10 protein-coding genes are annotated in these 12,845 nt (G+C 52.8%); 9 read left to right on the top strand and 1 reads right to left on the bottom strand.

The features are described from left to right. Positions 1–99: 99 nt before the first annotated feature. Positions 100–1,419: a site-specific integrase gene (locus tag PHD44_RS03405; RefSeq protein ID WP_300188066.1), complete on the bottom strand. Its 1,320-nt coding sequence runs from the start codon at positions 1,417–1,419 to the stop codon at positions 100–102. Between the two features lie 432 nt (positions 1,420–1,851). On the opposite strand from PHD44_RS03405, the gene PHD44_RS03400 reads away from it, so the two are divergent. The 9 genes from PHD44_RS03400 (at position 1,852) to PHD44_RS03360 (ending at position 12,557) form a co-directional block, all read left to right on the top strand. Next, entirely contained in the window at positions 1,852–3,306 is a 1,455-nt protein-coding gene (locus PHD44_RS03400; RefSeq protein WP_300188064.1) for an N-6 DNA methylase, read from the top strand. After that, the gene (locus PHD44_RS03395; RefSeq protein ID WP_300188062.1) at positions 3,303–4,424 is read left to right on the top strand and encodes a restriction endonuclease subunit S; all 1,122 of its coding nucleotides are present in this window, start codon (positions 3,303–3,305) and stop codon (positions 4,422–4,424) included. Before PHD44_RS03400 ends, PHD44_RS03395 begins: the two co-directional genes overlap by 4 nt. 8 nt (positions 4,425–4,432) lie before the next feature. Beyond that, complete coding sequence (locus PHD44_RS03390) at positions 4,433–5,164, top strand: zeta toxin family protein (protein ID WP_300188061.1); 732 nt, start codon at positions 4,433–4,435, stop codon at positions 5,162–5,164. A gap of 16 nt (positions 5,165–5,180) precedes the next feature. After that, positions 5,181–5,390 carry a hypothetical protein gene (locus PHD44_RS03385; protein ID WP_290682236.1) on the top strand — a complete coding sequence of 70 codons (210 nt, stop codon included), beginning with the start codon at positions 5,181–5,183 and terminating at the stop codon, positions 5,388–5,390. A 42-nt stretch (positions 5,391–5,432) separates the two neighbouring features. After that, complete coding sequence (hsdR, locus tag PHD44_RS03380; protein ID WP_300188059.1) at positions 5,433–7,784, top strand: EcoAI/FtnUII family type I restriction enzme subunit R; 2,352 nt, start codon at positions 5,433–5,435, stop codon at positions 7,782–7,784. A gap of 246 nt (positions 7,785–8,030) precedes the next feature. Further along, entirely contained in the window at positions 8,031–9,140 is a 1,110-nt protein-coding gene (locus PHD44_RS03375; RefSeq protein WP_300188057.1) for an S-(hydroxymethyl)glutathione dehydrogenase/class III alcohol dehydrogenase, read from the top strand. A 14-nt stretch (positions 9,141–9,154) separates the two neighbouring features. After that, positions 9,155–9,991: an S-formylglutathione hydrolase gene (fghA, locus tag PHD44_RS03370; protein WP_300188055.1), complete on the top strand. Its 837-nt coding sequence runs from the start codon at positions 9,155–9,157 to the stop codon at positions 9,989–9,991. A gap of 338 nt (positions 9,992–10,329) precedes the next feature. Further along, positions 10,330–12,279, top strand: a complete 1,950-nt coding sequence (locus PHD44_RS03365) for a methyl-accepting chemotaxis protein (RefSeq protein ID WP_300188053.1) — start codon at positions 10,330–10,332, stop codon at positions 12,277–12,279. Between the two features lie 155 nt (positions 12,280–12,434). After that, entirely contained in the window at positions 12,435–12,557 is a 123-nt protein-coding gene (locus tag PHD44_RS03360) for a hypothetical protein (RefSeq protein WP_300186763.1), read from the top strand. The last annotated feature ends 288 nt before the right edge of the window (positions 12,558–12,845 follow it).

Below are 12,845 nucleotides of genomic sequence, written 5' to 3'. Positions count from 1 at the left end.
AGGAATATGTCCCGATGCTGCTCTACAAACCGTTTCATAAGTGGCTGAGGTCAATACCGGTAGGTTTTGCTAAATAGGTGCTCATCTTTGGGGGTTGGATTATCTGACAGCCTCCAGAATATTGATTATTTTCCGCGCTTTTCCAGTGATGATTTCTTCCAATCGTTCACCCAGTCGATGCCATGCTTCGCGCCGCTCAGTTCTGTATTCGTGTCGCTGATATACCCGTTTCATGCGATTGGGTTCTTCATGGTTTAGGCACCGCTCAATGATTTCAGAAAGGATGCCAAGCTCGGCCATGATGGTCGCGCCAGTGCGCCGGAGATCATGGGGTCTCCAAGTTCCCCCGCTTAGTACCAATGTGCCTGTCGCTTTGCTGCGGTGGCTCAGCGGTGTGTCTCGTTGTCGGTCACGTACCTGACGAGTGATGGATTTTAAACAGACATGTTTATCTGCAAATTTTGGCGAGGGCATGACCCACCCGCTCCAACCGCTCAGTTCACGCAAGATCATAAACTGTTGACGAGCAAAGTCGGACAGGTAGACAAGGTGCGCTTGATTGTTTTTAGCTGAACTGGCTGGAATGATCCACTCACCGGACTGCAGATCAATGTGTGCCCATCGCGCCTGAATCACTTCACCCACCCTGCACATGGTTGAGAGCATAATCCAGATAATCGCCTCAACTTGGGGCTCTAAATTTGCTGAAGGCAGTTTGTCACGTAACTCGATGATTTCGGCATTGGTTAAATAACGGTCTCGGTCACTTTCCGAGCCTCCTACACGATCTTTGCTGATTCCATGTAAGGGATTCACGGCAATCCATTCGCGCTCAACCGCCCAACGAAAAAATTGCTTCATATCGCTGAACGTTCGATTCGCCATGCGCCGCGCGCCACGATTGATCACTGTGTCGAGTGCGTCGAGGATGTCGCCCCGTGTAATTGTCAACAAATCACGATTCCCTAGCGTAGTTAATATGTCCTTGCGAATGGCGCGCATGGGTTCGGCTCCCTTATCCTTGCGCTTGGATAATTCCAATTCCGCCCAACGATTAATCGCTGAGGAAAGTGTGCGCCGATTATCCATTTCTCGCTGTTGGGTTAAATCTTGAGCTTGGCGTTTTTCTTCTTCTTTCTGTCGTGATTCAGCATCGACTTTTGCCTGCTCGACAGGATCAATTCCCGAGCGCAATAGTCGGCGCATATCTTCCGCCTTTTCACGGGCATCCTTCAGTGATAGGGCAGGGTAGTCCCCGATGCTGGGCACTCGACGTTTCCCGTTCAGTTGATAACGCAGATACCAAACTTTGTTTCCATTTGCTTTGACTCGCAATTCTAAGCCCTTGCCATCCGACAGGGTGGTGAATGCTCCTTTGCAAGTGTGCTTTGCGTTTTCGATCTGTTTTACGTTCAGCATGGTCACCCCTTGATCATGATTTGTCTCATAGCATGAGTTACACTTTGAGTTACACTTGGCGTGCGACAGAGAGATTCTAAGTGAGACCTTGTGATATTACAAACGCTTTAATTACAAAGTGTTATAAAATCAAAGAGACGCTATTGGATTGTATGAAATCACCAATCCCCTGTATGGGGTGTAGGTGGTAGGAGGTTCAAATCCTCTCATCCCGACCAATTAAATCTAAAATTTTCATTAACCGCCGAAAGGCGGTTTTTTGTTTTTTAGCTTTCGCGTACCCAGTCGCGTACCCATTTGCCTTTTCTTAGGAAACATTCGCCCAACCGGCAGAAATTGCTGTTTCATTCACGCTATTGAGTGGGTGAGGACAGGTTTTCCAGCCCTTGGGCTATCATGCAAGCTGTTTTCGCCACACAAAACCCATAAGCCATGTTTGAACAAGCCTTTCGCAATATCGACAACGTGCTCTGGAAAGAAGCCGGTTGTACTACCGAGCTCGATTACACCGAGCAAACCTCGTGGTTATTGTTCCTGAAATATCTCGATAGCCTTGAACGGGATAAGGCGATTGAAGCCCAGCTTGAAGGCAAAACCTACACCCCGATACTGGATGAAGCTTACCGATGGGATGCCTGGGCCGCGCCGAAAGATGCCAACGGCGTGGTTGACCACAATGCCGCGATGACGGGCGATGACCTGCGTGATTTTGTGGATCGCAAACTGTTCCCCTACCTGCAAGGCTTCAAGCAACGCGCGGCGGGGCCGAATACCCTCGAATACAAAATCGGCGAGATCTTCGGCGAAATCAAAAACAAGATTCACAGCGGCTACAACCTGCGGGAAATCATCGACCATATCGACGAACTGCGCTTCGGCTCACAAATCGAAAAGCACGAACTCTCACACCTCTACGAAGCCAAAATCAAAAACATGGGCAATGCCGGGCGCAACGGCGGCGAATATTACACCCCGCGCCCGTTGATCCGCGCCATGGTGCGCGTGGTCGCCCCGCAAATCGGCGAGCGCATTTACGATGGCGCCGTGGGCAGTGCAGGCTTTTTGTGTGAAGCCTTCGACTACCTCAAAAGCCAGCCGAACCTCACGACTGCCGACATCAAAACCCTGCAAGAGCGCACTTTTTACGGCAAGGAAAAGAAATCGCTGGCCTATGTGATTGCCATCATGAACATGATCCTGCATGGCATCGAAGCGCCGAACATCGTGCACACCAACACCCTGGCCGAAAACCTCGCCGACGTGCAGGACAAAGACCGCTTCGATGTCATCCTCGCCAACCCGCCCTTTGGCGGCAAAGAGCGCAAGGAAGTGCAACAAAACTTCCCCATCCGTACCGGCGAAACCGCCTTTTTGTTCCTGCAACACTTTATCAAGCTGCTCAAGGCTGGTGGCCGCGCGGCGGTGGTGATTAAAAACACCTTTTTGAGCAACACCGACAACGCCTCGGTTTCCTTGCGCAAACTGCTGCTCGAATCCTGCAACCTGCACACCGTGCTCGATATGCCCGGCGGCACGTTTTTGGGCGCAGGCGTTAAAACCGTGGTGCTGTTTTTCGAGAAAGGCGCGCCGACCCGCAAAGTTTGGTACTACCAGCTCGACCCCGGCCGCAACATGGGTAAAACCAACCCGCTCAACGATGCCGATTTGGCTGAATTTATCGAACTGCAAAAAACCTTTGCCGATTCGCCCAAGAGCTGGCGCGTGGATGCCACGACTCTCGACAACGCCTCGTATGATCTTTCGGTCAAGAACCCGAATGGCCATGAAGAAATTATCCACCGCAGCCCGCAGGACATCATGGACGAAATTGCCGCGCTGGATGCGGAAAGTGCGGAAGTGCTGGCGAAGATTCGGGCGTTGTTATGAAGGCTGGGTGGCACACGAGGTCTTTCGAGGACTGTATTGAAAAGGTCACCTATACGACCAAAATTCAGCGCAAGGAATTTTTGGATGCAGGGGCATTCCCGGTGGTGTCGCAAGAGGACGCCTTCATCAACGGCTATTGGGACGGCGCGGATGATGTGTTCCGGGTTGAAACTCCGCTAGTAATCTTTGGGGATCACACCAAGGTTCTAAAGTACATCGACTTTGACTTTGTCCTTGGCGCGGACGGCGTCAAGTTGTTGCTGCCGAGAGAATTTCTGGTTCCAAAGTTCTTCTATTACCAGTTGCAGACTGCCAAACTTGATTCACTTGGGTATGCGCGGCATTACAAGCTGCTCAAAGAATTGGAGATTAAGTATCCCGGCAAAGCCGAACAACGCCGCATTGTCGCCATCCTCGACGAAGCCTTCGACGGCATCGCCAAAGCCCGCGCCAATGCCGAACTGAACCGCCAGAACGCCCGCGCCTTGTTTGAAAGCCACCTGCAATCCGTGTTCACGCAGCGGGGTGAGGGGTGGGTCGAGGCAAGCATCGGGGATATTTGCACACTGAGAAGCGGAACGTCGCTCTGCGTGTCACTTGAAAAGTCAGAGGGTGAAATACCCTATGTAAAAGTGTCCGACATGACGTATACCGGGAACGATACCGAAATCGTTGCTTCGTCACGATATTTGAATATGGCCGACATAGGCAAGAATGCAGTTTTCCCAACGGGCACGACTATATTCCCGAAACGGGGCGGAGCAATTCTGACAAACAAGAAGAGATTGACTGCTCTGCCTATCTGCGCAGACTTAAACATCATGGGAGTCATACCGCCAAGCAACATGCACCCAGGTTTGCTTTATTTCTATTTCTTGAATATTGATATGCGGCTGATTGGAAGCGGCTCATCAATTCCACAAATCAATAACTACGACATTGCTCCGCTTAAGATTTCATTCCCTGAATCTCAAGAAAATCAGAAAAAAATTGTCCGGCAGCTAGAAGGCTTGGCGGGCAAAACCCAACGCCTCGAATCCCTCTACCAACAAAAACTCGCTGCCCTCGACGAGCTGAAAAAATCCCTGCTGCACCAAGCTTTCAGTGGACAATTATAGGGGCGGACATGGTCAATTCAGACGAAGAGCAGCGAATTGAAAATGAGGCCATTGCTTATGCCAAGCAGCATCGTGCGGAGATTGCAAAAAAACTGACCGATCTTGATTTACATCCCCCCGAGGCCAATCCCGTATCGGTGTTTATGGCTGGTTCGCCGGGGGCGGGCAAAACAGAAACATCACAAGCACTACTTAGCGCCTTCGAAGCCAATGATGGTTTCAAGATTCTACGCATTGATCCCGATGAACTGCGCCACGAGTTTCCCGCCTACACCGGCGGTAATGCTTGGTTATTTCAGAAAGCGGTGGCTCGCGTGGTGGATCGTATTCTTGATGAGGCGTTCAAAAAAGAGCAGAGCTTCCTTCTGGATGGCACGCTATCGAGCTTCAAGGTGGCGGATAAAAACATTCAGAGGGCCTTGGGTAAACTTCGTCTCGTACAGATTCTGTATGTGTATCAAGATCCCGCCCAAGCATGGGTGTTTGTGCAGGCACGAGAAGCGATGGAAGGCCGACGCATTTTGCCAGAGACTTTTATTGAGCAGTATTTTTCTTCCCGGCAAGTGGTTAATCATCTCAAACAAATTTATGGTAAAAAAATTCGAGTTGACCTATTGTTCAAGAACATTGATGGATCGACGCGCGTCTACAAAGACAATGTGGATAACGTTGACAACCATATTCCCGAAAAATACGATGTTTCCTCCCTTGAGCGCCTTTTAGGCATCTCCAAGTGCTAGATAAGAGCTGAATACTATGCTGAGTTTCCTGAAAAAATCGCACCCGGTAGAGTCAACGCCATTTTCGGACTTTATTCGTAATGCTTCTTCCGAGCAGAAGAAGCGTGTTTATGCCGGTGTGCTCAAAGAAGCCACCGAACGCCAGCAACAGGTTATCAAAGAAGCTGCCCACCGCAAGGTTCAGGCGCAAGCTGATCAAAGCAAACCCCCTCTGGGCGTGATCTAACGCCCCGCTAACACCGAATCTGCATGCAAGGAGGCTGATCCGGTGAACGAAGCCGAAACCCGCGCCGAACATATAGACCCTGCCTTGGCTGCTGCCGGATGGGGTGTAGTGGCCGGTTCGCGCGTTCGGCGGGAATATCCGATTACCTTGGGGCGCATCGAAGGCGCGGGTAAACGCGGCAAGGCGTTGACGGCCGATTATGTGCTGGAATACCGCAATACCAAGTTAGCCGTGGTCGAGGCCAAGGCGTGGAATAAACCACTGACCGAGGGCGTGGGCCAAGCCAAGGATTACTCCGGCAAACTTGCCATCCGTTTTGCGTATTCGACCAATGGTCAGGGCATTTATGGCGTCGATATGAAATCCGGTGCCGAAGCCGAGCTCGCAAATTTTCCATCCCCTGATGAGTTATGGGCGCGGACTTTTGCCACCCAAAATGCTTGGCGTGATCGCTTCGCGGCGGTGCCGTTCGAGGATCGGGGCGGCTATTTCCAAAGCCGGTATTATCAAGACATCGCCATCGAGCGCGTGCTGTCGGCCATCGCCAATCATCAATCGCGCATTTTGCTCACCTTGGCAACCGGCACAGGCAAAACCTTTATTGCCTTTCAACTGGCATGGAAGCTGTTTCATAGCCGTTGGAATCTGCGTGATTGGCAGCGTGAAGCGGAGCCGAGCCGCCGCCCACGCATTCTGTTCCTGGCTGATCGCAACATTCTCGCCAATCAGGCGTTCAATGCCTTTTCGGCTTTTCCGGAAGATGCGTTGGTGCGGATTGACCCTGCCGATATTCGCAAGCAGGGAAGGGTGCCGAAAAACGGCAGTCTGTTTTTCACGATTTTCCAGACATTCATGAGCGGGCAGGATGCCGAAGGAAAGCCTGCACCATACTTTGGCGATTACCCGCCGGATTTTTTCGATTGCATCATTATCGACGAGTGCCATCGCGGTGGCGCGAATGATGAAAGCAACTGGCGCGGCATTCTGGAATATTTCGCGCCTGCCGTGCAGCTTGGCCTGACCGCTACGCCCAAGCGAAAGGACAACGTGGATACCTACAAATACTTCGGTGAGCCGGTGTTTGTGTATTCATTGAAGGACGGCATCAACGATGGCTTTTTGACCCCATTTCGGGTGAAGCAGATCGCCACCACGCTCGATGAGTACGTGTACACGCCCGATGACACGCTGGTGGAAGGCGAGATTGAAGCGGGCAAGCGCTACGAAGAGGCCGACTTCAACAAGATCATTGAGATCAAGGAACGCGAGAAAAAGCGGGTTGAGATCTTCATGGCGCAAATCGACCAGCGTGAAAAAACCATCGTGTTCTGTGCCACCCAGGAACACGCCCTGGCCGTGCGTGACCTGATCAACCAGATCAAAACCAGCAGCGACCCCGATTACTGCCAACGCGTGACCGCCAATGATGGCGCTTTGGGTGAGCAATATCTGCGTGATTTTCAGGACAACGAGAAATCCATTCCGACGATCCTGACGACATCGCAAAAGCTCTCGACAGGTGTGGATGCCCGCAATGTGCGCAATATCGTGCTGATGCGCCCCGTCAACTCAATGATCGAGTTCAAACAGATTATCGGGCGCGGTACGCGGCTGTATGACGGCAAGGATTACTTCACCATTTATGATTTCGTCAAAGCGCACCATCACTTCAATGACCCCGAATGGGACGGCGAGCCGCTGGAACCGGAACCGACCGAACCCCGCCCACCCAAACCACCGGGCGAACCAACCCCGCCCGATGGCGTGCGTGAACCCGGTTCGTCTTACGAGCGCAAACCAAAGGTGAAGGTACAGCTTTCGGACGGCAAAGCCCGCACCATCCAGCACATGATGAGCACGAGCTTCTGGCACCCGGATGGCACGCCGATGTCGGCCCAGCAGTTCATGGAATCGCTGTTTGGTCGCCTGCCGGAGTTTTTCAAGGACGAAGACGAATTACGCGCCCTGTGGAGCGATCCCGAAACCCGCAAACGCTTGCTCGATGGTTTGGCCGAAAGAGGCTTCGGTACGGATCAACTGCGGGAAATGCAACAGATTATCGATGCACAAAAGAGTGATCTGTTCGATGTGCTGGCTTATGTGGCCTACGCGCAAACACCGCTGAGCCGCGAAGAACGCGCGGATCGGGCCATGGCGCTCATCAGCAGCCACTTCAACAGCAAGCAGCAAGTGTTTCTGGATTTCGTGCTCTCGCATTACGTCAGCGTCGGGGTGGAGGAATTGGACAAAACCAAACTCACCCCGCTACTGCGTCTGAAATACCACGACTCCATCAACGATGCCATCGCCGACCTCGGCAAGCCGGATGAAATCGGCCAGATGTTCAGTGGGTTTCAGAAGTTTTTGTATCAGCCGGTGCAAGCGGTACTCTGATTCCAGATCCTCCGGGTGATGTGTTGGCAGTAGATATACGTGCCTTGCCGGAGCAGCGTGATTTCACTGATCATGCGGCGTCGCGTGCTCGTTTACGCGGAGCTGGCGTCAGCCCGTGACGGTTTTTCGAGGTGCCCACTAATCGTCATTGAATAATCAGTACAAGCCAATTAAGCTTAGGCGGCAATTTGTTCGCATGCGAATGAATAGTGACAACCCCCTCTGCTTGGTATAGGTAATTTAAAGATGAAATCCAAAGCCGCCGTCGCTTGGAAGGCCAATTCCCCCCTTTCCATCGAGATGATTGATGTCGAAGGCCCCAAAGAAGGCGAGGTGCTGCTCAAAGTCATTGCCTCTGGTGTTTGCCATACCGATGCTTTTACCCTCTCAGGGGATGATCCGGAAGGCGTGTTCCCGGTTGTACTCGGTCACGAGGGCGGTTGCGAGGTTGTAGAATGCGGCCCCGGAGTAACGGGTCTGAAGCCTGGCGATCACGTGATCCCTCTTTACATCCCTGAATGCGGGGTGTGCGAATACTGTCACTCCACCAAGACGAATCTGTGCCAATCGATCGCCTCGACTGTCTGGACCGGTTTTATGCCAGACAAGACGCGACGCTTTTCAATGAACGGCAAACCCATTTATCACTACATGGGCTGCTCCACATTTTCCGAATACACCGTGGTACCAGAAATCGCCCTGGCCAAGATCAACAAAGCCGCACCACTCGACAAAGTTTGCCTACTGGGCTGTGGTGTCACCACCGGTATCGGTGCCGTGCTCAACACCGCTAAAGTCGAGCCGGGTTCGACCGTAGCGGTATTTGGCTTGGGCGGCATTGGTCTGTCCTGTATCCAGGGCGCTGTCATGGCCAAAGCCAAACGAATTATTGCCGTAGACATCAACCCGTCGAAATGGGCTATGGCCAAAGCGCTTGGTGCCACCGATTTCATCAATCCCAAGGAACTTAGCGGCACGGTTACCGAAGCCATCGTCGAAATGACCAAGGGTGGCGTGGATTACTCATTCGAGTGCATCGGCAATGTTCACGTGATGCGCGAAGCGCTGGAATGCACCCATATGGGCTGGGGCGTTTCCACGGTCATTGGCGTCGCCGGTGCCGGTCAGGAGATTCATACCCGCCCGTTTCAATTAGTCACGGGCCGAACATGGAAAGGCAGCGCCTTCGGTGGTGTCAAAGGTCGAACCGAGCTGCCCGGCTACGTGGAACGCTACATGAGTGGCGAAATCGAGCTGGATTCGATGGTGACACACACCATGCCGCTTGAGGACATCAACCGGGCCTTTGATTTGATGCATAGTGGCGAAAGCATTCGCTCCGTAATCATTTTTTGATGGGTGAGTACGGTATGAAACTAATTGAACGGATCAAGGAATCGGGCGGCTGGTTAAATCGCTACCAGCATGAATCGGTGGTCTGTCAATGCACCATGACCTTTTCTGTCTATCTGCCCCCTGCTGCAGCCACAGAAAAAGTGCCAACCGTGTATTGGCTATCCGGGCTCACCTGTACCGATGATAACGCGCGCACCAAGGCCGGCGCCCAACGCTACGCTGCCGAACTTGGCATAGCCTTGGTATTTCCCGACACCAGTCCTCGAGGTGAAGATGTCCCCGATAAACCGGATCGATACGATCTTGGAAAAGGCGCCGGGTTTTACGTCAACGCTACTCAGGCTCCTTGGTCAACGCATTATCAGATGTATGACTATGTCACCGCGGAACTGCCTGCACTGGTCGAAGCCAACTTTCCCCTTTTACCGGGCATCAAGTCCATCAGCGGACACTCGATGGGCGGCCATGGCGCGCTTATCTGCGCATTGAAAGAAAAAGGCGCTTATCGCTCTGTTTCAGCCTTTGCCCCGATTTGCCACCCAAGCATCGCGCCCTGGGGCGAGGGCTGCTTTGGCGCCTATCTCGGCGATGACCGCCAAACGTGGACAGCCTATGATGCAACCGAACTCGTCAAGTCTGGAAGCACACTCATACCCCTTTTGATTGACCAGGGTACGGATGATGAATTTCTGGCAGAGCAACTCTTTCCTCAAGACTTGCAGACCGCCTATGCAGCGCGCGGCGGCAACATCACCCTGCGTATGCAGCCAGGGTACGACCACAGCTATCATTTCATCGCCAGCTTCATTGGTGAACATTTGGCCTATCACGCGAAAGCCTTGAAGGCATGAGATGCTGTGCTGGGTATCCTCTTTTCTTGCCCTTCGGCCAGCCGTGACTGAAGCCCGCCATGGCGGGTGCGGCCCTCAAGGCAATCGCTTAAGCGATTGAAATGACGTAAGTCCGTTGCGGCCGGATGCATCCCTGTATCCAGCTCTTGGGAAAACGCATGGTGTTCCATCGTTGCGCCCTGCAACGATGTTGATTTCCCGAGGTTTCATTCAAACCGCCCTGATTAAATATATCCGGGCCCTGTCAAAATAAATCTCTCTGCGGATTAAGTTTTCAAGTTCGCGACCGATAATTACGCAAAAATAGCGTAATTTAATTCCGATCATCAGGATGTCACATGAAGAATAACCAGCCCGTTACCCAGCGTAATATCGACTTTCCAGAAGATACCTATCTGGTTACCACCACCGATATGAAAGGGGTGATCACCTACGCCAACCATGATTTCGTGAAAATTTCGGGCTTCAGTGCAGCCGAGTTGGTGGGCGCCAGTCACAACATTGTGCGCCACCCCGATATGCCGGTAGCTGCGTTCAAGGATCTGTGGGATACGATCAAAGCAGGAAAGTCATGGAATCACCTGGTCAAGAACAGGGCGAAGAATGGTGACTATTATTGGGTCAAAGCCTATGTCACGCCGATTTTCGATGGTGAGCGGATTATCGGCTATCAGTCGGTGCGTACCAAACCGACGGCGGAGGAAATCAAGGCTGCCGAGGTGCTGTATGCCAAGATGAATCGCGATCAGAGCGTCAAGGTGCCCAGGACACGTCGGCGCCTGCAGGATTGGCCGATCCGCCGCACGATGTTCTGGGTGGTGATTGTGTTCACGCTGATTCAAGTCGGTGCATTGATCGCTCGTTTGAAGGGCTTTCACCCTGCCTGGTTCGAATGGAGCATCGGCATCTTTGATATCGTTTTGCCTGTGGCTTGGTACAGCTTGATTGTCGCCATTTTAAAACCCGTCGAAAAAATCAATGCCACTCTGCATGAATTGACAACAGGCAATCTGCGCTCGCACATCGATTCAACGGGCAGCAATGAGATTGGTCAGATCAGTGAAGCCACCAGAGCGCTACAAGCGCGGCTGCTTACCCTGATTGGCCTTTTCATGGAAACGGGTGACAAGCTTTCCGTAGTGGCCAGCAACCTGTCGGACAGCAGCAGCCAGTCCGTGCATGGCCTCACCAAGCAATCGGAACAGACCGACATGGTGGCCTCTGCCATGAATGAAATGACGGCCACCGTGCAGGACGTGGCGCGCAATGCGGCCAACACGGCTGAAGCGGTCAGTCAGGCGCATCAGGAGGCCGACGAGGGCCAGAGCCAGATCAACCGCACGCACCAGGCCATCACCGCCCTGGCCGGTCAACTGGATAACGCGGCCCGATCCATTGAGGCACTCAAGGAACAAGGCACCGCGATTGAAAATGTCGTGAAACTCATCAGCGGTATTGCCGATCAAACCAACCTGTTGGCATTGAATGCCGCTATTGAAGCCGCCCGGGCCGGTGAGCATGGGCGTGGCTTTGCGGTGGTCGCCGACGAAGTGCGCGCATTGGCTGCGAAAACGCAGGCATCCACCATCGATATCCGCGACATGATCGAGAAGCTGCGTGGCGGGATTGAATCCACCGTTCATGTGGTCCATGCCGGACATCAGCAGATGGATTCCGTCAAAGAGCAGGCAGCCGCCACGGAGATGGCCCTCGGACAGATTGCCGGCGCAATTACCCAGATTGGAGACATGTCCACCCAGATCGCCACCGCCACGGAAGAGCAAAGCATGGTCGCGGAGGAAATGAACCGCAATATTCATACGATCAGCCGCCAGACCGAGCAGGCAACGGCCTTGAGTCATGAAAATGCAAGTCTGGGTGTGCAGACTGCCGAAATCTCTGTGCAATTGGCAGCATTGCTCCAATCCTTTCACATCCAAAAAGGTGTGAATTTAACTGCGATGAAAGCAGCTCATCTTGCCTGGAAATCAAAGATTCGCTCCTATTTGGATGGCAATGAATCGATCATCAGTGGTGCTGCGGCAACCGACGCACATCAATGCAACCTGGGCAAGTGGTATTACGCTGATGGGCTGGCAAAGTTCGGCCAAATCCCCGCCATGACCGCACTGGAAAAACCGCATAACGATCTGCACGCCACCATCAAGCGCATTATTGAACTCAAACGTGCCAGCAAGCACGCCGAGGCAGAAGCGTTGTTGCCCCAGCTCGATCGCTTGTCCGATGAAGTGGTTCGTTTATTAGAGCAGTTGGAATCACAGGCTTGACCCGAAACGTGTCTGAGCAGACTGATCCAATGCCATAGGCTGGCTGTGAGTGTCTGGATTCTGTTTTCGTCATTGCAAAACAGCACCGCTCCAAGCGCCCTGTGAGCGCTTGCCGCCCCCTAAGGAACCTCTGATTGAATCCCTCGTGAGCCGAGTTGCTGATCCAAAAGCCGCAAAACGAGGCAGAGGCCGCAGGTCGTAGTTTACGCTACGATGCCAAGGCCGATAACGAAGTGTTGCGGCTTTTGGGCGGCAACCCGCATGGGACGGGCTTTTGAGGGCGATTTTACGCGGAGCTGGCGTAAGCCCGCTGTGTTGCGCCGCTCACGAATGGAATAACCATTCGTTTCGCGCCGCGCCTTGCGACTCATCCCTCAAAAGTCCGTCTCGGCCACGAAGGATTCAATCAGAGGTTCCCTAAGGAACCTCTGATTGAATCCCCCCAAATCAGATAAACTAGCGTGAAACCATCGTGTTAGGTGCCGGATCGATGAAACAGACAAGTTTTGCCTCGCTGAGCTTTGCGTCGAAGAAGAAAAAGACGCGCAAGGAGTTGTTTCTTGAGC

It is taken from the genome of Halothiobacillus sp., from assembly GCF_028710545.1.
Lineage (GTDB): Bacteria > Pseudomonadota > Gammaproteobacteria > Halothiobacillales > Halothiobacillaceae > Halothiobacillus.
The sequence above is the reverse complement of the archived record's forward strand: the minus strand, read 5'-3'. Positions and strand labels throughout refer to the sequence as shown.